Origin of the sequence: Nitrincola tibetensis, assembly GCF_003284585.1 — a bacterium.
In the GTDB taxonomy this organism is placed as follows: Bacteria; Pseudomonadota; Gammaproteobacteria; order Pseudomonadales; family Balneatricaceae; genus Nitrincola; species Nitrincola tibetensis.
The window spans coordinates 67,450-89,506 of sequence record NZ_QKRX01000006.1; the positions used below are offsets into that span (position 1 = coordinate 67,450).

Consider the following 22,057-nt stretch of genomic DNA (forward strand, 5'->3'; position numbering starts at 1 on the left):
GTTAAGCGTTTATGGACGTGTTATTTCATCACCAATCGAAATAGTATTCGTTGCACGCATCACCAAGCCATAACTGACTTTATCGTACACTTTAAAAATCATCAAAATGCCTGCACGCTCGGACGGTAACTGAATTACTTCATTGGTCACTGGATCATTGAGCACTTCGCCCTTACGACGAATACTAAAGACATGGCCTGATTCCAAACCATCGCGCTCACCTAAATTGACAACGACGGCATCAAACTGGCCGATATAACTAACCCCTTGAAGCACATCGATAATCAAACCATCGGTATCATAAGGCGCAGGTTTTGGGTAAAAAACAGATTGAACGCGGGTGGTCTCAGATGGAAGCAAACGGAAACCTGCACGAACTTCTTCTGTCGTGCCTAATAAACGCAGAGTTGTAATGTCATTCTCGGTTCCGGTGATACGAGCATCCGCAACCTTGAACAGCTCGTAACCTAAAAATTCACCCGTGACAGGATCGATATATTCCTTAGATGGGCGGTAGAGAATCTGCTGTGCATCATCGCTCAACAGCTCACCACGAAGATACACTCGATCACCTGCACCCGACACAATGCGACGATTATCTCCCGCTACAATATAGGGTGCGCTAGACAAAACATCATCATCCGCCACTCGGTTATCATTCAGGAAACTGACAATATCCTTTAACGGAATTGCGGGGACTGCTTGATCTAAGGCTGACTCACGAATTTGGGGAGATAGTTTACGAACGCCTGGGGTGAGTCCCAATCTTGGACGACCGTCAACCCAAGTGAGGTACACGGTATCACCAGGGTATATCAAGTGAGGATTTTGTATTTGAGGATTCACCCCCCAAATCTCAGGCCATTGCCAAGGCTGATCCAGAAATCGACCCGAAATTCCCCATAGTGTATCGCCTCTCACTACGGTGTATTCCGTTGGGTGTCCCTCTCTCAGCTGAAGTGGTGCTTCGTTGCGTTGAGCCTGTGCATTACCGGTTAGAATACAGGCAGCTGCCAGTAATCCTATTAGCAGTTGTTTCATTTGCAGTTCCCTATGATGAGACACCTTCGAACACCTTTTCTATCTGTGACGCAGGCATCATAACAATGCATTCAATTGAGTATTCAGTATAATATGACTTATACGCATTGCCGTCACCTATCTGACGACATTTATAGACACTTTATGAAAGTTTGAGACCTATGGCTATCTTAACAATTCTTGAATTCCCTGACCCTCGGCTCAGGACAATTGCAACCCCTGTAGAGCAAGTCGATGATTCTGTTCGTCAGATTATAGACGATATGTTCGAAACCATGTACGACGCTCCTGGTATTGGCTTAGCGGCTTCGCAAGTCAACATCCATAAACAGATTGTAGTGATTGATATTTCCGAAGACAAATCTGAACCTTTAGTCTTGATCAACCCAAGTTTTAAAGTGATCGAACCTGAACTTGAAGAGATGCAAGAGGGTTGCTTGTCCGTTCCTGGTTTTTATGAAACGGTAAAACGCCCAAATAAAATTGAAGTAACCTCATTGGATCGAGATGGCAACCCGCAAAACTTCATTGCTGAAGATCTGTTGGCGGTTTGTATTCAGCATGAGCTTGACCACTTGAACGGAAAACTTTTTGTTGATTATTTATCGACCCTCAAGCGCAACAGAATCCGTTCTAAGTTAGAAAAAAAACATAAGCTAGAGCAAATGGATGACGCCTGAATGACAGTTCCTTTGCGTATTATTTTTGCAGGCACTCCTGATTTTGCTGCAACCAGTTTGGCTGCTTTACTGAAAACAACACATGAAATTGTGGCCGTTTACACTCAACCTGATCGGCCTGCAGGTCGAGGACGGAAGTTAACGGCAAGCCCTGTTAAACAATTAGCTCTTGAGCATAACCTGCCAGTAATACAACCTCTTTCTTTAAAAACAGAGAGTGCTCAAGCTGAATTGGCAGCCTTTAATGCCGATCTTATGATTGTCGTTGCCTATGGCCTTATTCTACCCAAAGTTGTACTAGACACGCCGCGGCTTGGTTGCATCAATGTGCATGCATCACTTCTGCCCAGATGGCGCGGCGCAGCCCCTATTCACAGGGCTTTATTAGCAGGCGATCACGAAACAGGGATTACCATTATGCAAATGGATGTCGGCCTAGATACTGGCAATATGCTATGTAAATCGACAACGCCCATCTATGACACGGATACAAGCCATTCTTTGCATGACCGCTTGGCCGCACTCGGTGCGGAGACCTTGGTTCAGTCTCTGGATGCGCTGACCGAAGGGCCTTTGGCAGGTGAAGTTCAAGATGACACGCTTGCTTGCTACGCCGAAAAACTGCAAAAGGAAGAGGGGCGTCTAGACTGGGCACAATCGGCTGTTTATTTAGCGCGGCAAGTTCGTGGGCTTAATCCTTGGCCCGTGGCATGGTGCGTAATGGGTGAACAAATTCTTCGTGTATGGGATGCTCAGGCTCTAGAAATGAATCTAGGCGATGCCGAGCCTGGTACTCTAGTTTCAATGACGAAAGATCAGTTAGTCATTGCGACCGGTGAGGGAGCGCTTGCGCTTAAAACCATCCAATTACCCGGACATAAAGCACAACCTGTCTCCGCTTTATTAAACGGCAAACATCCTTTCCTACTTCAGCAGAGATTTAATTAACTTGAATAATGTTCGTGAAGCAGCGGCAATTGTCATCAGTCACCTTATTCAGCAACAGGGCTCACTGACGACCTTGCTCTCTGATCAATTTGAGACGATTTCTGAAAGAGACAAAGCGCTGCTGCAACAGCTTTGCTACGGGACCGCACGCGATTACTATCGACTCTATGCCGTGGCAGGGCGACTGTTAAAACAACCCTGTGACCAAACAGACACAGACGTTCTTGCATTAATTTTGCTCGGGTTGTACCAGCTTCGTGACATGCGTATTCCTGCTCACGCAGCGATCAGTGAAACCGTCTCTGCGATCAGCGCATTGGGTAAGCCTTGGGCCAAAGGATTGATTAATGCCATTCTACGACGCTATCAACGTGAAGGCGTTGATATTGAAGAGAAACTGGCAAAAACAGATGAGAGCTATGCATTTAACCATCCAACTTGGATGATTGAAAAACTGCGCCATAACTGGCCGGATCACTGGCAAAGCCTACTGCATAATAACGACATTAAAGGTCCGCTATGCCTAAGGATCAATGCACTTAAGTTAACAGTGGGCCAGTGGGAGACACAGGCGCAAGCTCAAGCGATAGGTTACCAATCAGGACACTTTAGCGAGCATGCGATCTATCTTGACGAAGCAATGGATGTACATCTAATCCCTGGCTTTGACGAGGGGCATCTAAGCATTCAGGATGAAGCTGCCCAATTAGCATCTGCGTTATTAGAACTCGCGCCAGGACAGCGTGTCTTAGATGCCTGTGCGGCTCCCGGAGGCAAACTCTGTCATCTACTCGAATCTGAGGCTGAATTATCAGACGTCATCGGTCTGGAGCTTAACGAAGGGCGAATAGGCCGTATTTATCAAAACTTAGAACGTTTAGGGTTACAAACGCGTTGTCAGGTTTTGCAAGGTGATGCATCAAGCCAAGACTGGTGGGATGGGCAACTTTTCGATCGCATTTTGCTGGACACACCCTGCAGTGGCACAGGCGTTATTCGACGTAACCCCGACATAAAGATTTTGAGGCAGAATGAAAATATCCTGCACCTTGCTAAGTTGCAGTTAGATATTCTAGAAAATCTTTGGCAAGTGCTTAAGGTGGATGGTGTATTGGTTTACGCAACCTGTTCTGTTTTTCCACAAGAGAATGAGCGCATTATCGAGCGTTTTTGCAAATTGCATAGCGATGCACATCACGATCCGATCAAAGCCGAGTGGGGGATTGAAAGGCCCTATGGAAGACAACTCTTTCCGCAGACTTCAAGCCATGATGGTTTTTTCTACGCGCGTTTAATTAAAAAGGCGTAATGACTAGAGCTCGGGATGAAATAGGTCCCGAGCCAGTCTTAATTTTCAAACTATTGGTAAATATCCGCTTCCCCTTCAGGTCGTGAACTAAAGCGCTTGTATTCCCATTGATACTGCCAAGGGGCCTGTCTTACACAGTTTTCAACCGTTCGATTCATTGCTGAAGCTGCAACTGACAAGTCTTTTTGATTGATCTCAGGATCTCCCTCATAAAAATAAATCTCAAAGCCCTGTGCATGAGGTAAACGCTTAGCAAAACCACAAATCACACTCGCACCGGTTTGCGCCGCCAACTGAGGTAAGAGCTTCATTGTGAGGGCCGGTGAATTGAAAAATGGAACATAAATACCGCTTTCTAGATCGGGCTCTTGATCCGGTAAAATGCCCACCATTTCTCCACGCCTTAGCGCTTTCATCACCATTCTAACGCCCTGTACATTCGCAGGTGCCATTCGCGAGCCAAGTCGTGCACGCATCCGCTTAATCAGCTTATCCATGGCCGGTTGTTTAGGTGGCTTATACATGGCTGTAAAGCTGTACTTATTAGATAGGTATAAATTTAGTACTTCCCAATTGCCTAAATGCGGCGCAATTAAAATCACCCCCTTTTTTTTAGACAACGCATTCGTAATGAGCTCTTCGTGGTGAATCTTCACAACCTTCTTTAAGGTTCGTTTGGGTGCCCATAGCCAGGACATACCCATTTCAGATACAGACTTGCCTGTTTCAATGAGGCTTTCTTGCACAGCGACATTACGCTCATCTTCACTTAACTCTGGAAAACAGTGTGCAATATTACTCTGCGTAAATCGGCACCACTTGTTTTTATCCCCTTTGCGAAAGAAATAACGCCCCAGGTGCGCACCAAGGAACTGAGCCCAAGACAAAGGCAAAAGCGCCATTAATCCCAGAAAACTGATGGCCAAAACACTCTTAATTTTCTTCACGGCGTAATCCTGTATTTTTTCATAGCAAAATTATACCTCTTCGTAATGATCGACTGAACCAAGATAATGACCTTAGATAGACGCTTAGCGGTTCATGTTGATGTATAATTTGGCCTTTATTTTGATCAATTAATAGCTAAGGTGATTCTCGTGACTGACAAGGCGACTCCAGACGTTAGCACATTTCAGGGGCTTATCCTCGCATTGCAGCAATACTGGGGCGACCAGGGTTGTGTTCTGGTGCAGCCTCTGGATCTTGAAGTAGGGGCCGGAACCTTCCATCCCGCTACCTTTTTACGTGCCATTGGCCCTGAGTATTGGCGTTCAGCCTATGTACAACCTAGCCGACGCCCTACGGACGGTCGCTATGGTGAAAACCCAAATAGACTTCAACACTACTACCAGTTTCAGGTGGTGATGAAACCCTCACCTGATAACTTCCAAGATCTCTTTTTAGGGTCTTTAATGCACATAGGCTTAGATCCCGGCATTCATGACATTCGCTTTGTTGAGGACAACTGGGAATCTCCAACGCTTGGTGCATGGGGATTGGGTTGGGAAATCTGGTTAAACGGCATGGAGGTTACTCAGTTCACCTATTTCCAGCAAGCGGGGGGGTTAGAGTGTTACCCTGTCACTGGTGAGTTAACCTACGGCTTAGAACGTATCGCCATGTACCTCCAGGAAGTGGACAGTGTCTACGATCTGATTTGGGCAAAACAGCCTGATGGTAGCGTTGTTACCTACGGTGATGTGTATCATCAAAACGAAGTTGAAATGTCGACTTACAATTTTGAATACGCAGATGTCCCACAGCTTTTCCTCAATTTCGATCACTATGAAAAAGAGTGCCTGAAGTTACTTGAAGCATCGCTTCCTTTACCTGCGTACGAGATGGTACTAAAGGCTTCTCATACTTTTAACTTGCTCGATTCTCGCCATGCGATTTCAGTGACTGAACGTCAACGTTTTATTCTTAGAGTGCGTACACTTGCCCGAAATGTTGCCCATGCGTACTTTGAAAAGCGTCGTGCATTAGGCTTCCCCTTGGCGCCTGAAGCCTTGCGTCTAGAAGTGTTATCGGCTTATGAGGAGTCTAAATAATGGTTGATCAACAAGATTTTCTGGTTGAGCTAGGAACAGAAGAACTGCCACCAACAGCACTTAAAACCTTGTCTAATGCGTTTCTTGCAGGCATTGAAAGTGGTTTAAAGCAAAGTGCAATTCAATATGATTCAGCACGCGCCTATGCATCTCCTCGCCGTTTAGCTGTGATTGTATCGGGTTTAAGCACCCAACAGCCTGATCGTGTTTTTGAGAAACGCGGTCCTGCAACTTCTGCACCTGAAAAAGCAGTGCAAGGCTTTGCCGGATCCTGTGGGGTTGGCCTTGCCGAACTTGAAACAATGGAAGTTGGAAAGGGTACTTACTACGTTTATCGTGGCACTGAAGCCGGAAAACAAACACAAGACCTGCTACCTGAAATTGTAGCCCAATCATTAAACGCGCTGCCCATTCCAAAGCGTATGCGCTGGGGTGCACGCCGTACTGAGTTTGTAAGGCCCGTTCATTGGCTGGTCATGTTGATGGGAGAGACGGTCATTCCTTGTGAAATTCTTGGTTTAACCTCTGGCAATACAACACGGGGGCATCGCTTCCACTTTAATGAAACCATTGAGCTTACGTCTGCAGCTGAATACGAAGCTAAATTGCTGAACCCAGGCAAGGTCATTGTTGATTTTGATCGCCGTATGCAGAACATTAAGGAACAGGTTCTCGCTGAAGCCCAAAAACTCAACGCTAAGGTTGTTATTGATCCGGCCTTACTGGAAGAGGTGGCGGCACTTAATGAGTGGCCAGTAGCCCTGACAGGGCGCTTTGAGGAACGTTTTCTTGATGTACCATCTGAAGCCTTAATCTCATCGATGAAAGCCAACCAGAAGTACTTCCACTTGGTTGACACAAACAACCAGCTGCTTCCGTACTTCATTACGCTGGCCAATATTGAATCCAAAGATCCTGCTCAGATCATCTCTGGAAATGAAAAGGTTATTCGCCCGCGCTTAGCCGATGCTGCTTTTTTCTTTAATCAAGACAAGCAACATCCACTCATTTCTCGCACCGAGAAGCTGAAAACCATCGTCTTCCAACATGACCTAGGCACGGTCTTTGAAAAGACACAGCGCATCGAGAAGTTAGCCACAGCTATTTCTGAACGCATTGGTGGCAATCCTGCGTTTGCTGCGCGCGCTGCTCAGTTATCGAAGTGTGACTTAATGACTGATATGGTTTTTGAGTTCACCGAGTTGCAAGGGCTCATGGGCTATCATTATGCACTGCATGATGGAGAGCCTGCCGAGGTTGCAAGTGCATTGAACGAGCAGTACATGCCACGCTTCTCAGGTGACGAACTGCCGCAAACAAGAACGGGCATTGCCTTAGCCTTAGCCGATCGTTTAGATACGCTAACAGGCTTGTTTGGTATCAATCAACCGCCCACTGGCTCTAAAGATCCGTTTGCGTTACGTCGACAATCACTAGGCATTCTGAGAATCATCATTGAGCATCAGCTCGACTTAGATCTGGTTGAATTAACCAACCTAGCGGCAAGTCATTACGGTCAACTTCCTAGCCAAGCGGACGTGGCTCAGCGTGTGGTGGATTTCATGCTTGATCGTTTCAAAGCCTGGTATGACGAGCAATCCATTTCGGCTGAAATCTACTTATCCGTGCATGCTTTACGGCCTACAAAGCCACTCGACTTTGACAAACGTATTCAGGCCGTCGCGGCATTTACTCAGCTCGCTGAGGCAAAGGATCTTGCTGCCGCCAATAAGCGCGTATCGAATATTTTATCTAAGCAGGGCATAAGCGACGCTGAGGTTAACGAGAGTTTGCTAGTAGAACCAGCGGAGCAGGCTCTCTACAATCAAATTTCTGAAATTGAATCTGAAATAACTCACTTGTTTGCCACTGGTGCCTACACAGAAGCCATGCAGCATTTAGCAAAGCTGAACGACCCCATCAATCAGTTCTTTGATGATGTAATGGTGATGTCAGATGATGAAGCGCTTCGATTGAATCGTCTTGCACTCTTATCCAAGCTACGCAAGCTGTTCTTGGGTGTTGCGGACATTTCTTTGCTGTAACTCGCCATCTGCTCCACAAAAAAACCGTATCACTCGATACGGTTTTTTTGCTTCACGTGAAGCATATTAATCCATTTTATTTACGGTCGGATCCTAGCACTAAACCTAATGCGGCATAGGCCTTTTTCAACCAAACCTTAACACGTTGACGCTCCATAATACCAAGATGGTTTTCACCTTCTTTAATATTGGCTGCACCCCAAAAACTGAAAGAGGAGTGTTCAATTTTACGCATAGTCGGTGCGTGCAAGCAGGGCAGTTCAATAGATTGAACATCCGCTAAATCACTTGCTAGAAATGCATCAATCTTTGAAAAGTCAGAACCTCTGCCTAAATTCTTTACTACAACGCACTTTAACTGACTGGAATAGCGCTGACTAAACGCTTTCAATAGAGACAAAGAATCCAGCCCATCATCTACTACGTACCAAACAAGCAATTCAATACCTAATTCTTGACACAGCTCAGCCACACCGTTTTCGTTCATCCAAAGATCAAGAAAGCGTTCACTTTGAGCAGGCAAGTCGATTAATACATCTACATCATTTTGAACAACTGTCTCTATGATCTGATCAGCACCTTCAAAATCATCGAGGACAATACGTCGCGTTGATTGGCCATAAGACCGCGTTAGGGTTGCATGAGACTGATCGGCATCCATACCTACAAAGGGTGTGGAGTTATCTAAAAAATACTGCGACAACAGGCGAGACAAAACTGACTTACCAACTCCGCCTTTTTCTCCGCCAACAAAATGAACACGACGCATAACAATCTCCTAGAGGAACCTAAATTCATTAATGGGGCAGGCTTCATAATATTATTAGTATATGAAGTTTAGTGTACAAAGAAATGACAAGGATTGCAGAATTAATTATCGGCATCTGAGCTAGAGCTAGAATAAAGCTCTTATGATCGAAGCAATATGAAGGGTGAAGGGTGAAGGGTGAAGGGTGAAGGGTGAAGGGTGAAAAGGATAGCTCTGGTAGTGTATCAGGTAAAGATACAGACACATCAAAAATAATGATGTGTCTGTATAAACTAAATCGGTTTAAACATCCAAGTTAGAAACATTCAGCGCATTGTGTTCAATAAACGCTCTGCGTGGCTCTACATCATCGCCCATCAGTGTTGCGAATAGCTGATCAGCAGCAATCGCATCATCAATGGTAACCTGGAGCATGCGTCTTGCATCAGGATCCATGGTGGTTTCCCATAGCTGGTCTGGGTTCATTTCACCCAGTCCCTTGTAACGCTGAATCGAGTTTCCTTTACGAGAAATTTCTAATAGCCACTTAATACCGTCGCCGAGATTTCTTAATGGATATTTACGATCACCACGTTGCAAGTAAGCGCCTTCTTCCAACAAGGCTTGCATTTCAGCACCTAACTCGGCAATCGCTTTATAATCTCTCGATCTGAAAAAATCCTGATCGAAGGTATAACGCGTATCCACACCATGCTGCGTCAAGATCACTTGTGGAATGAACTGACTGTGCTCACGATCTTCAATCACGGAACAACCGTACCATGCAGAGCTGGAGCTCACAAAGTCCATTAAGTAGGTCGATAGGGTGTCAACCCATTCCTGGACTGCTTCACGTGAAGCAAGTGAATCAACACTCAACTGTGGCAAATACAATAGCTGCGACAAGACTGAACTTGGATACACACGACTGATACGCGCAATCAGAGATTCAACATGACGATAGCGCGAGATCAAAGACTCTAGTGCAGCACCGAGAATTGGAGGAGCCTCAGCACTTGGGAATAAGGACGTGCCATCTAGAGCACCTTGGAGAAGGTATTGCTCTAATGCCGCTTCATCTTTTAAATACTGCTCTTGCTTGCCTTTCTTTACTTTATACAAAGGCGGCTGAGCGATATAAATATGGCCACGCTCAATGATTGTCGGCATTTGTCTGAAGAAGAAGGTTAATAGAAGTGTCCGAATATGCGAACCATCGACGTCAGCATCCGTCATGATGATAATGCTGTGGTAGCGCAATTTATCAGCGTTAAACTCTTCACGACCAATACCGCAACCTAAAGCGGTGATTAAGGTACCGACTTCGGTTGAGGTCAGCATCTTATCAAAACGCGCCTTTTCAACATTCAAGATTTTACCCTTGAGTGGCAAAATGGCTTGTGTGCGGCGATCACGGCCTTGCTTAGCAGAGCCACCTGCCGAATCACCCTCCACCAAGTAAAGTTCAGACAAGGCGGGATCTTTTTCTTGGCAGTCAGCCAACTTACCAGGTAAACCTGCAATATCCAACGCACCTTTACGACGAGTCATTTCGCGCGCCTTACGAGCGGCTTCACGAGCACGTGCAGCATCAATCATTTTAGAAACGATTGCTTTGGCATCTGATGGACTTTCCAACAGGTAGTCAGATAAATGCTGCGCCATCAGCTGCTCAACCGCCGTCTTCACCTCAGATGAAACCAGCTTATCTTTGGTTTGTGAAGAGAACTTCGGATCTGGCACTTTAACTGAAATGATGGCATTCAAGCCTTCACGGCTATCATCACCCGTGGTCGCGACTTTACCGTTCTTATTAAGCTGTTCAGACTCAATGTAGTTGTTCAAACAGCGCGTCAGGGATGCTCTAAAACCAGACAGGTGAGTCCCGCCATCACGCTGAGGAATGTTGTTTGCAAAGCAATGAATGCTTTCTTGAAAGCCATCATTCCATTGCATCGCCACTTCAACGCCAACACCATTTTCATGCATGGCATTGAAATGGAACACAGAGTTAACCGTGGTTTTCTTCTGATTGAGATACGCAACAAAGGATGCCAGTCCACCTTCGTATTCGAAGATTTCTTCACGACCCGCACGCTCATCCTTTAAACGGATACGAACACCCGAATTCAAGAATGACAGTTCACGCAAACGCTTTGCCAAAATATCAAACTGGAAATGGATATTGTTAAAGGTTTCTTCTGATGGCTTAAAGCGAACAATGGTTCCTGTGGAATCAGTTTCTCCCACGATTCGCAAAGGCTGCTGCGGCACACCGTGATGGTAGATCTGTTCATGCACTTTACCATCACGGCGAATGGATAGTTTAAGTTCGCTAGAGAGGGCGTTCACGACGGATACACCCACACCATGCAGACCACCTGAGACTTTGTAGGTGTTGTCGTCAAACTTACCGCCTGCATGTAAAACGGTCATGATAACTTCAGCGGCCGAAACACCTTCACCTTCGTGAATGTCCGTTGGAATACCACGACCGTTGTCGGCAACAGAGACGCTTTCATCCGGATGGATAATCACCGTCACTTCAGAGCAGTAACCCGCCAGTGCTTCGTCAATACCATTATCAACTAACTCAAACACCATATGATGAAGGCCGCTGCCGTCATCGGTATCACCAATATACATACCCGGGCGTTTTCTAACCGCATCAAGCCCTTTAAGGACTTTAATGCTAGTTGAGTCATAACTATTATGGTTTTCACCACTCATTTTAATCTCCTAGCGCAACCTTGTGCGATAACCGTCCAGAATCCAGATGAAAGAGCGACAGATCTATATCCGAAGCCCAAAATTGCGTCATAGTGTCAGGATCGACACAGGTTATAAAACATTGATCCAAGCTTTGACTGATAAAATCACAAAATAAACGACAGTGCTTATCATCGAGCTCAGAAGGCAAATCATCGAATAAATAAATACAGGGGCGATTCGAATATCGACGATACAGCGACCCTTGCGCCAGCTTCAGTGCACTGACAACAAGTTTCTTCTGACCACGTGACAAAATATCAGCCGCATTCTTCTGCTCCAGTCGGAAGCGCAAATCAGCTCTCTGCGGGCCCAATTGAGTGAAGCCATGCTGAAGATCACGAGCAAAGTTTTCATCAAGCATATCAGCCAACGCGCGCTTTCGATCCCAGCCAGCAGAAAAGCCAAGTCGTATTGGAACGTCACCTAATAAAACGGAAAGAATTTGTTCAAACTCAGGAATCAGCGCTTGCAGGTATCGATCTCTAAGATCCGTTAAGGCTTGCCCTTGCTCAACAAATTCTCGGTTCCACACCTGCATTTGTATTGGGTCTATCTTACCATATTTCAGCAATGAATTCCGTTGTTTCAGCGCACGTTTGAAGCTACGCCAGCGTGTAATAAAGGCCGATTCAGAGTGAAAGCAGCCCCAATCCAGAAACTGTCGCCGTACGGTAGGACTTCCGTCCAACAACTCGAAGGTACCCGAGTGAATAACTTGCACTGGCAGTAACGATGCCAGTTCAGCAGAGTCGAGTGTACGGCCATCGTAACGGGCTTTAACATTGCCTTGATCATCGCGCTCTACACCTAACGCGGATAAACGTTGCTCCGAAAAAGGATCAATACGCGCAAACACTAAGGCTTGCTGCGCTCCTTGCGACAATAAATGGCGAAACTGACTGGTGCGAAAGGAACGAGTGGTTGCTAAAAAGTGAATGGCTTCAAGAACACTGGTTTTACCACTGCCATTAGCGCCATACAGAATATTAACACGAGAGACAGGCGTTAAATCAGCCTGACTTAAATTGCGGATATTCGTAATTTTAATTCGTTTTAAGGTCATTGATGAGATCATAACGAGCGACTGCGCTTAAGAGAGTCGCTCGCCTGTCAGACGGTTGGTTACATGCGCATCGGCATTACAACATACATCGCATCGGTTTCATCAAACCCTTGGATTAATGCACTGCTATTGGAATCCGATAAGTTAAAGCGTACAACGTCGGTGTTAAGAATCGACAAAACATCTAAGAGATAATTAACGTTAAAGCCTATCTCTATATTCTGTCCTTCAAAATCAACAGACAATGACTCTTCGGCTTCTTCCTGCTCTGGGTTGTTTGCTGAAACCTGTAATAAGCCATCGTTGATGTTTAAACGCACTCCACGGTACTTCTCGTTGGATAAAATCGCGATACGAGTAAATACCTGACGCAACTCTAAACGATCACCCAACAGCGTTTTATCGCTATTACGCGGAATAACGCGGTTGTAATCAGGAAACTTGCCATCAACAAGCTTAGAGGTAAAGGTAAAGTCACCCACTACGGCACGAATATGGTTGGCACCAATCACTAACTGAACGGGCGTGTCGCCACCTTGCAGTAAGCGAGCAAGTTCCAGAATCCCTTTTCTGGGCACAATGATCTGATGAAATAACGTGGAATCCACCTCAACCGCTGCAGTACAGGTCGCTAATCTATGACCGTCTGTTGAGACAGCACGCAATAAACCATCTTTAACTTCCAACAGCATTCCATTCAAATAATAACGAACATCCTGCTGAGCCATTGAAAAGCCAGTACGCTCAATAAGATGACGTAAAGACGACTGAGGCAAAGATAAGGTTAAGGCTTCAGGACTGTCTTCAACATTTGGAAAATCAGCCGCTGGTAAGGTCGACAAGGAGAATCGACTGCGGCCCGAGCGCAAAGAAGCCTTCGCACCATCACATTCGATTTCAATGCGTGCATCATCGGCTAATGACTTACAGATATCCATCAGTTTTCGGGCAGGAAGAGTAACCGCGCCTGACTCAACCACTTCTGCAACAGGAATACGAGCCACTAGCTCAACTTCTAAGTCGGTTCCAGTCAAGGACAACTGACCTTGATCCACCACCAACAGGACATTTGACAGTACCGGCATTGTCTGACGGCGCTCTACGACACCTGCCACTAACTGGAGTGGCTTAATTAGTGCTTCTCTTGAAATAACGAATCTCATGGCTGTCTTACCTTAGTCAGGATCCGGACGCTACGCCGTCAGGTGACGCAGCAGGTTTTTATAATCTTCACTGATGTCAGCATCGGTTTCCCTCAGCTCTTTGATTTTACGACATGCATGAAGAACGGTTGTGTGGTCTCGTCCACCAAAGGCATTCCCGATTTCTGGAAGACTATGGTTGGTGAGTTCTTTCGAAATACTCATTGCCACTTGACGAGGCCTTGCCACCGATCGACTTCTCCGCTTGGATAGAAGATCGGCGATCTTAATCTTATAATACTCTGCGACAACACGCTGAATATTATCTATGCTGACTTGTTTATCCTGTAAAGCTAACAAGTCCTTTAAAGATTCTTTGATAAAGGGTGTTGATATAGTGCTGCCTGTGAAGTGAGCATTCGCTATCACTCGCTTAAGCGCACCCTCTAACTCTCTTACATTTGATCGAATTTTTTGTGCGAGAAAAAATGCAGAATCATGGGGTAATTGAATCCTAGCTTCCTGCGCTTTTTTCATCAAGATCGCGACACGTGTTTCAAGCTCAGGAGGCTCAATAGGAACCGTTAATCCCCAACCAAACCGAGACTTAAGGCGTTCTTCAACACCACTGATCTCTTTTGGATAGCGATCACTTGTTAAAATCAGCTGCTGACCACCTTCCAAAAGCGCATTAAAGGTATGAAAGAACTCTTCCTGTGATCGTTCTTTACCCGCAAAAAACTGAATATCATCGATTAGCAACGCGTCAACTGATCGATAATAACGCTTAAAATCATTAAACGCATTCAATTGTAAGGCTTTTACCATATCCGCTACAAAACGCTCAGAATGCAGATAGAGAATCCGAGCATTCGGATTGCGCCGCAACATCTCACAACCGACAGCGTGCATTAAGTGAGTTTTACCTAAACCAACACCGCCATATATAAAGAGAGGGTTGTAACCACCACCTGGGTTATCCGCAACCTGCTGGGCCGCCGCAAGTGCTAACTGGTTCGATTTACCCTGAACGAACGCCTGAAAGGTAAACGCTGGGTTTAAGTTAGACTGATGTTTAACTCCGCCCTCGACATCCACTTTTCGAGGTTTACGTTTGCGTGTGTCTTCGGCAGGTAACATCTCAAGCTCAAGCTGAGGTTCCGGCATGGATACTCGTTGACCATCCGTAACAGGCTCAACGCCTGAAGATTGCATAGACTCATAAGAGTCCGTCGACAAGGATTCTGTATAATGCGCTTCTTGAGCTGGCACATACACTTGATCATTTGACGGCGGTGTCGGTATAGCAGGTACATGACTTCTAACGTCTGCTGTATGTGCAGCTGGCACTGACGCAACAACAGGACTCGATGCTCTTAGCAAAGGCTGAGCCGCACCAGACTGTGCAATTTCAATCATGACTTCAGCACTAATGCTACCTGTCAAATGGCTAAACGCCTGTCTGATATGGCTTAAGTATTTATCACTCACCCAATCCTTCACAAAGCGATTAGGCGCCAAGAGGACTAGAAGATCGGTTTGACACTGAGCTAATCTAAGTGGCCTAATCCAAGTATTATACTGCTGAGCCGGAAACTCATCCCGCAGACTGGACAGGCAGCGCTCCCATAACTCGTCAGACATGAATAACCCCTGTCAACACACATTAATCCGCAAATAATAAACTTCTATTCTATCGGTTCATCGTAAACTTATCCACAACGAATCGCTTCATCAACAGGCATAGAGGTAGAATTAAATAAAACAACAAAGTATTTGCAAGCACAAGCAAGGACGAATATAATCTCGCGTCTGATTTTTTATATAAAACGTGGCAACTAACGTGGAAAACGCGTGGAAAAACGCGCGGCAACTCCAATCACTTAGCTAACACGTAAGAGCTCTCACGTAAGCAGGACTGGTGCAATGAAAAGAACATTTCAACCTAGCGTTTTAAAGCGCGCTCGTACACATGGTTTCCGTGCTCGCATGGCAACAAAAAACGGCCGTCAGGTTCTAAACCGTCGCCGTGCTAAAGGCCGCAAAAGTCTGACTGTTTAATTCAGTTCAGCGGTTTTCGACTCAATGGCCGAATTCGGATACCCCCGTCAGTTACGTTTGTTAACTGGTGGGGACTTCAAACAGGTATTCGACAGAGCCAGTCTAAAGGTATCTGACCCCTCTCTGTTGATCCTCGCGAATCCAAATCAGCTAGGTCACCCACGCATCGGCTTCGTTATTTCAAAAAAAAATGTACGCCGGGCTGTTAAACGTAACCGCATTAGACGTATTATTCGCGAATCCTTTCGACTTCAGCAACATGATTTACCAGCCATCGATATGGTAATCCTTGCTCGCAAGGGATTGGATACCCTCTCTAATGAAGAGATTGTAGCCTTAATTAACCGAAGCTGGTCAAAGCTGAAACGAAAAGCTTCTAACGTCCTTAAAGAAAACTAATGGTTTAATCGCGATGGATGTACAGCGAGTCATATTATTATCCGTATTGTCAGTTCTAACGTATTTTCTGTTTCTTCAATGGAATCAGGATTACAATCAACCTGTCGTACAAGAGATCAGTAGCAGCCCCGTGGTTGCAAGTTCAGTGTCAGATCTCCCTTCCGCTGAATCAGTATCCGCTGATATTCCAGCCGTTGTGACGGGTGAGCCCACCTCAATAGCGTCAGAACAGGCAACGTCTCAAGCGTCTGTCATCAGCGTTGTGACCGATGTTCTGGATATTCGTATTGATGCCAGAGGCGGTGACATCATCTATGCTGCTTTGCCAGAACACAAAGCTCAATTAAACTCTCCGCAGTCATTTGTACTATTAGAGCAAAATGCAAACCGTACCTATGTCGCGCAGAGCGGGCTAGTGGGTCGAGATGGTCCTGATGGACGTGCTGATGGACGTCCTCTATACCGTTCGCCACAAGCCGAATACAGCTTAGATGATAATGAATCGCTTGTAGTCGATTTACTTTACACCACCGAGACTGGCGTTGAAATCATCAAACGTTATTCATTCGAGCGTGGAAGTTACCGTGTAGGCATGAGCTATATCGTTAACAACCCATCGGAAGACACGTTCAGAGCAACACTCTTTGGTCAGCTAAAACGCGACCGCAGTGTTGATCCCACCAGCTCAACGTCAATTGGTATGTCATCTTACTTAGGTGCTGTCTTCTCAACTCAAGACAACAACTACCAAAAAGTCTCCTTCGGTGACATGGATAAAGGCAATTTCCAGCGCACTAGTGATAGTGGCTGGGTTGCGTTTAGCCAACATTATTTTGTTTCTGCATGGGTACCTGAAGCAGGGCAAGAGCTGACGTTCCAAACGCGTCGTGCCAATAACGAATACATCGCAGGCTTCTTAGCACCTACCTTTGAAGTAACGCCCGGTGCTTCCACTGAAGTAAATGCAACGCTTTACGTAGGTCCTAAAGACCAAACACAGCTAGAAGCAACCGCTCCAAACTTGAAGCTAACCGTTGATTACGGCTGGCTCTGGTGGATTGCCTATCCTTTGTATTGGTTGCTGACCACTATCCAAAGCTTTGTGGGTAACTGGGGACTTGCGATCATTGGTATAACCGTGGTTGTTAAAGGTGCCTTGTTCCACTTGAATGCAAAAGCCTTCCGCTCTATGGCTAAAATGCGCAAGTTCGGCCCTGAAATGATGAGAATGAAAGAGCTTTATGGTGACGATCGCCAAAAAATGTCTCAGGAAATGATGAAGCTCTACAAGAAAGAGCAAATCAACCCCCTAGGTGGCTGTCTACCCATACTTGCTCAAATGCCTGTCTTCATTGCACTTTACTGGGTATTAATGGAATCCGTTGAACTGCGTCATGCGCCTTTCTTCGGATACATCCAAGATTTGTCGGTAATGGATCCTTATTTCATTCTGCCGATTCTAATGGGTGTCACCATGTTCTTGCAGCAAAAGCTGAACCCGACACCTCCGGACCCAATGCAAGCGAAGATTATGAAAATGTTGCCAATCGTTTTCACTTTTTTCTTCCTGTGGTTCCCTGCAGGATTGGTATTGTACTGGTTAGTGAACAACATTCTTTCAATTGCTCAACAGTGGTACATTACTAAGCAAATCGAGAAAGAAGACGTCAAAAAAGCAGCCTAGCGCTTGCTCAAAACAAAAGAGGCTCCTTCGGGAGCCTTTTTGTTGTATAAAGATAAATGTGATCCCTGACTTGGAGTTTATTCATGCCACACTACACACAGGATACTATCGCCGCTCAAGCCACTGCACCGGGGAAAGGTGGCGTCGGGATTATCCGAGTATCAGGGCCCGGCTGTGTAAAAATTGCCGAAACTCTTCTGAAGTTAGTCCCCAAACCTAGATATGCTCATTATGGAGATTTCTTTTCTCGCGATGGAAATGTAATAGATCAAGGCATTGCCCTGTATTTTCCTGGCCCAAATTCATTTACAGGAGAGGATGTCCTTGAGTTTCAGGCACATGGCGGCCCAGTTGTCATGGATTTCATCCTGCAAAATGTTATTGCCTTGGGTGCTAGAACAGCAAGGCCTGGAGAGTTTAGCGAGCGGGCCTTCCTGAATGACAAACTCGATCTTGCGCAAGCCGAAGCTATTTCAGATCTAATTAACAGCACTTCTGCACAGGCCGCACGATGTGCGCTTCGATCGTTGCAAGGTGAGTTTTCGAAACGCATTCATAAACTCGTTGAGCGGCTGATTCTGCTAAGGATCTATGTGGAAGCGGCCATCGACTTCCCAGAAGAGGAAATTGATTTTCTGGCCGATGGCAAAGTGCAAAGTGATCTTATCCACATTATGCAGGACTTAATGGATGTGCAAAAAGAAGCCCATCAAGGCAGCCTAATGCGTGAGGGCATGAATGTAGTGATTGCGGGCAAGCCAAATGCGGGAAAATCAAGTTTACTCAATGCTCTGGCTGGTCGTGAAACGGCTATTGTAACCGATATTGCCGGTACCACCCGCGATGTGCTTCGCGAACATATCCACATTGATGGTATGCCGCTGCATATTATCGACACAGCAGGTTTACGCGATGCACCCGACAAAGTCGAGCAGATTGGAATCAACAGAGCATGGGAAGAAATCCATAAAGCAGACCGTATTTTAATGGTAGTGGACTCCAGCGAAACACTTGCGCACACACCAGAGGAAATTTGGCCGGAGTTCGTTGCCCAACTGACGCACACCTCTCATATTACTGTTATACGCAATAAGATCGATCTACAGGCCGAGAAGCCCGAACTCATTAGTAACAGTGATTACTCACTCATTTCTATTTCAGCCAAACAAGGGCAGGGAATAGACTTATTAAGAGAGCACCTGAAAGCCTGTATGGGATTTAGCAGTACAACGGAGGGGGGCTTTATGGCTCGCCGTCGTCATCTTGATGCGTTAGAGCGCGCTCAACAACAGTTAGAGAAGGGCTTAGAACAGCTGCAAGACTTCAGTGCTGGAGAACTACTGGCAGAAGATCTACGCGCCGCACAGCAGAGTTTAGGAGAGATTACAGGGGAGTTTACACCCGATGATCTACTCGGACGTATTTTTTCGAGTTTTTGTATTGGGAAGTAAAGTCATCGGAACTCAACCAACAAATAGAGAATCTGCATATTCTTAGTTCACTCTCTCACTGTGGATAAACAGGGTATCTTCTTCTATATTTAGCCAGTTGAGTTGCTTATATTTAATCAAAGGAATGGCATGATGGCAAAAAAAGACTTAGATAGTTCAGTCAGCCAAAAACTGGATAATTTGCGAAATACTTACAAAGCACACTTGGGTGAATACAAAACTGAATTAGAAAACATCTGGTTAGCAATAAACAAAGATCCTAGACAACTGGAAAGTCTCATATCGATTGCACATCGTCTTAGCGGTTCAGGAAAGGTATATGGTTTTACAGAGCTATCCTTGCTTGCTAAGGCGTTAGAAGAAGCCTCTAATACTGCAGTTACTCTTTCAAAGCCCGAATTAACAGCTGCCTTAGCTGAGCCTTTACACGCACTGCTTACTGTTCTTGATAGAGATTCTATTATTGATAGTAATAACACTCTGAAATCCGTAACAAGTGTTGAAAACCCTTCTATTGATAAAAATGAGGCTGTCAATTTACTCCTAATTGATGATGATCCGGACTTTTCAGTACAAATCAGTGAAATACTCAAACATCGTGGATATTCCATCAAATATCAGGAAGACATAAACCAACTTGAACAAGCGGTAGCAGAGTATGAACCTCTAGCACTGATCGTTGATATGGACTTTTCTGGACAGCGTTTTGCTGGCGCGAATAAAGTAGGACTATGGCGCCAAAAAGATGGAGCGCCTTTGCCTGTAATTTTTATTTCGGCTTTTGACTCTTTTGATGTTCGTCTTGCTGCCGTGCGAGCAGCTGGCAATCATTTCCTCAGAAAACCGCTTGATGTTTCAAAATTAATATCATTGCTTCAATCAGAGCTAAACCTCGCTCCAAGCGAACCATACAGAATAATGATAGTAGATGATGACCGCGATCTTTTAAGCTTATATGGAACAGTACTTTCAAATGCGGGCTACAGTGTTTCGATGGCAACGTGTGCTGAAGATGCAATCGCTATGCTTGAACTTGAGCAGCCAGAGTTGATACTAATCGACGTATACATGCCAAGCTGTAGCGGTATTGAGCTAGGAAGAATTATTCGGCAGCATGAAGAATTTGCCACTATACCTTTGCTATTTATGTCAGCAGCAGGGGATACCGATATACAGCTCGCCTGTGCTCGGCTAACAAGCGATGAATTTATAAATAAACCGATTGAGCCATGGCGTTTGCTGATGGTCATAAAATCACGGGTTTTGCGGGGGCGATTGTTACGGGCCAAAACGGGTTCGTTAACACTCTCAGAAACCTCCGTTAGTCAAGATATGTTAACAGGACTTCCTAAGTTCGCGAAAATACGTTCCATACTCGATAATATACTGCAAAATAGAGACCCAAAAGCGTTAATTGCTGTTGTAAAAATTGATCTACGGAATTTTCATACAATTAATAATTTATACGGTTACTATTTTGGAGACCAAGTACTTCAGAGACTTGCTTGGGAGTTGACTCAGTGCCTAGATGCAAAGGATATATTGTGCCGAGAAAGTGCAGATGAGTTTATACTGCTAATTTCTAATCATAATTCTGAGTACTCTATCAATCAATTCATCAGATCACTCAATATAGCGGTTGATAATACAAATGATGCAGAGAAGCACACCAATATAGCTTTGTCAGCCGATATAGGCATAGCATGTGCCTCAAACGAAACTAAAAATGCGGATGATTTGCTTGATCAAGCGGATGCTGCTTTATTCAACGCAAAAAAATCTCCAACTGCTGACGTATGCTATTACAAGTCTTGGATGAAAGATAAAGAGAAAAATCATTTTTCTTTAGCTAGGTCTATTATAAAAGGGCTCGAGAAAGAAGAGTTCATATCGGTTTACCAACCCATCTTTTCGGTTAGTACTGGCAAACTCATGGGGTTTGAAGCGCTCGCACGCTGGCAACATCCAGATAAAAAAGTGCTAGGCCCTGGAGACTTCATCCCTTTAATGGAAGAACAAGGGCTAATATCAAAACTCACAGAACAAATGTTAAGCCAGAGTCTAACTCGACTTTCATCTTGGCAAGAAAAACAACCTGACTTATTCATGTCCATCAATTTATCAGCACAGGATATTCAAAAGCCCACATTCTTATCACATCTGAGATATCTAATTGCGCATCACCGTTTAATCCCAGACAGAGTCATTTTAGAGATAACCGAATCACTGTTACTGTCTGATTGGCAACAGGCTAGCAACGTGCTAAATGCTCTTAAAGAGATAGGCGTCAGATTAGCTTTGGATGATTTTGGCACGGGTTATAGTTCTCTGAGTTATTTGCAACGAATTAATGCTGCAAAATTAAAGATCGATCGTAGTTTTATACAGCAATCGACCCAAACAGGTGATTCACGACTTCTACAATCGATAGTACAACTGGGAAAAACCATGAACATGAGTGTTATTGCAGAAGGAGTTGAACAAGTTCAAGAACTGAATTTCCTACGTATAATTGGTTGTGATCAATATCAAGGGTTCCTAAAGGCTAAACCCATGCTCGCAGAGGAAGTGGAGCGTGATCTATGGATATGACAAATACTTAAAAAACTGTATAGATTGCCTCAAACAGGGAAGTCTTGCTCGTACAAAACAAAAACTACCCA

Annotated in this window: 17 protein-coding genes; 10 read left to right on the plus strand and 7 right to left on the minus strand. The window is 45.1% G+C overall.

The annotated features are described in order from the left end of the window. Nucleotides 1-9 precede the first annotated feature (9 nt). Nucleotides 10-1,041 carry a LysM peptidoglycan-binding domain-containing protein gene (locus DN062_RS09490; RefSeq protein ID WP_112159099.1) on the minus strand — a complete coding sequence of 344 codons (1,032 nt, stop codon included), beginning with the start codon at nt 1,039-1,041 and terminating at the stop codon, nt 10-12. Between the two features lie 161 nt (nt 1,042-1,202). On the opposite strand from DN062_RS09490, the gene def reads away from it, so the two are divergent. The 3 genes from def to rsmB are packed head-to-tail and all read left to right on the plus strand — an operon-like array spanning nt 1,203 to nt 3,978. Then, nucleotides 1,203-1,721, plus strand: a complete 519-nt coding sequence (gene def, locus DN062_RS09495) for a peptide deformylase (protein WP_112159100.1) — start codon at nt 1,203-1,205, stop codon at nt 1,719-1,721. Next, nucleotides 1,722-2,669 (plus strand): methionyl-tRNA formyltransferase, encoded by a 948-nt coding sequence (gene fmt / locus DN062_RS09500; protein ID WP_112159101.1) that lies wholly within the window; start codon nt 1,722-1,724, stop codon nt 2,667-2,669. 1 nt (nt 2,670) lies between these two features. Continuing rightward, nucleotides 2,671-3,978: a 16S rRNA (cytosine(967)-C(5))-methyltransferase RsmB gene (rsmB, locus tag DN062_RS09505; RefSeq protein WP_164498075.1), complete on the plus strand. Its 1,308-nt coding sequence runs from the start codon at nt 2,671-2,673 to the stop codon at nt 3,976-3,978. A 50-nt stretch (nt 3,979-4,028) separates the two neighbouring features. Here the strand turns inward: rsmB and DN062_RS09510 are convergent, their stop codons facing one another. Continuing rightward, nucleotides 4,029-4,925 (minus strand): lysophospholipid acyltransferase family protein, encoded by an 897-nt coding sequence (locus tag DN062_RS09510; RefSeq protein WP_112159103.1) that lies wholly within the window; start codon nt 4,923-4,925, stop codon nt 4,029-4,031. Between the two features lie 150 nt (nt 4,926-5,075). Here DN062_RS09510 and glyQ point away from each other — a divergent pair, with 150 nt between their 5' ends. Both glyQ and glyS read left to right on the plus strand, forming a co-directional pair. Then, nucleotides 5,076-6,029: a glycine--tRNA ligase subunit alpha gene (gene glyQ / locus DN062_RS09515; RefSeq protein ID WP_420811669.1), complete on the plus strand. Its 954-nt coding sequence runs from the start codon at nt 5,076-5,078 to the stop codon at nt 6,027-6,029. Then, the gene (glyS, locus tag DN062_RS09520; RefSeq protein WP_112159105.1) at nt 6,029-8,074 is read left to right on the plus strand and encodes a glycine--tRNA ligase subunit beta; all 2,046 of its coding nucleotides are present in this window, start codon (nt 6,029-6,031) and stop codon (nt 8,072-8,074) included. Before glyQ ends, glyS begins: the two co-directional genes overlap by 1 nt. Nucleotides 8,075-8,150: 76 nt before the next feature. Here glyS and DN062_RS09525 read toward each other — a convergent pair whose 3' ends face one another. The 5 genes from DN062_RS09525 to dnaA form a co-directional block, all read right to left on the minus strand. Then, nucleotides 8,151-8,843: a P-loop NTPase family protein gene (locus DN062_RS09525; RefSeq protein ID WP_112159106.1), complete on the minus strand. Its 693-nt coding sequence runs from the start codon at nt 8,841-8,843 to the stop codon at nt 8,151-8,153. 282 nt (nt 8,844-9,125) lie between these two features. Beyond that, nucleotides 9,126-11,552 (minus strand): DNA topoisomerase (ATP-hydrolyzing) subunit B, encoded by a 2,427-nt coding sequence (gyrB, locus tag DN062_RS09530; RefSeq protein WP_112159107.1) that lies wholly within the window; start codon nt 11,550-11,552, stop codon nt 9,126-9,128. Nucleotide 11,553: 1 nt separating this feature from the next. Beyond that, complete coding sequence (recF, locus tag DN062_RS09535) at nt 11,554-12,657, minus strand: DNA replication/repair protein RecF (protein ID WP_112159108.1); 1,104 nt, start codon at nt 12,655-12,657, stop codon at nt 11,554-11,556. Between the two features lie 59 nt (nt 12,658-12,716). Then, nucleotides 12,717-13,820: a DNA polymerase III subunit beta gene (gene dnaN, locus DN062_RS09540; protein ID WP_112159109.1), complete on the minus strand. Its 1,104-nt coding sequence runs from the start codon at nt 13,818-13,820 to the stop codon at nt 12,717-12,719. A 30-nt stretch (nt 13,821-13,850) separates the two neighbouring features. Beyond that, the gene (dnaA, locus tag DN062_RS09545; RefSeq protein WP_112159110.1) at nt 13,851-15,443 is read right to left on the minus strand and encodes a chromosomal replication initiator protein DnaA; all 1,593 of its coding nucleotides are present in this window, start codon (nt 15,441-15,443) and stop codon (nt 13,851-13,853) included. A 282-nt stretch (nt 15,444-15,725) separates the two neighbouring features. On the opposite strand from dnaA, the gene rpmH reads away from it, so the two are divergent. The 5 genes from rpmH to DN062_RS09570 all read left to right on the plus strand — a co-directional run bounded on the left by rpmH (nt 15,726) and on the right by DN062_RS09570 (nt 21,986). Continuing rightward, entirely contained in the window at nt 15,726-15,860 is a 135-nt protein-coding gene (gene rpmH, locus DN062_RS09550) for a 50S ribosomal protein L34 (RefSeq protein WP_036512751.1), read from the plus strand. Between the two features lie 24 nt (nt 15,861-15,884). Next, nucleotides 15,885-16,259 carry a ribonuclease P protein component gene (rnpA, locus tag DN062_RS09555; protein WP_036512754.1) on the plus strand — a complete coding sequence of 125 codons (375 nt, stop codon included), beginning with the start codon at nt 15,885-15,887 and terminating at the stop codon, nt 16,257-16,259. A gap of 13 nt (nt 16,260-16,272) precedes the next feature. Next, nucleotides 16,273-17,943 carry a membrane protein insertase YidC gene (gene yidC / locus DN062_RS09560; RefSeq protein ID WP_112159111.1) on the plus strand — a complete coding sequence of 557 codons (1,671 nt, stop codon included), beginning with the start codon at nt 16,273-16,275 and terminating at the stop codon, nt 17,941-17,943. 83 nt (nt 17,944-18,026) lie between these two features. Continuing rightward, nucleotides 18,027-19,394 carry a tRNA uridine-5-carboxymethylaminomethyl(34) synthesis GTPase MnmE gene (gene mnmE, locus DN062_RS09565; protein ID WP_112159112.1) on the plus strand — a complete coding sequence of 456 codons (1,368 nt, stop codon included), beginning with the start codon at nt 18,027-18,029 and terminating at the stop codon, nt 19,392-19,394. 129 nt (nt 19,395-19,523) lie between these two features. After that, complete coding sequence (locus DN062_RS09570; protein WP_239995752.1) at nt 19,524-21,986, plus strand: EAL domain-containing protein; 2,463 nt, start codon at nt 19,524-19,526, stop codon at nt 21,984-21,986. Nucleotides 21,987-22,057 lie beyond the last annotated feature (71 nt).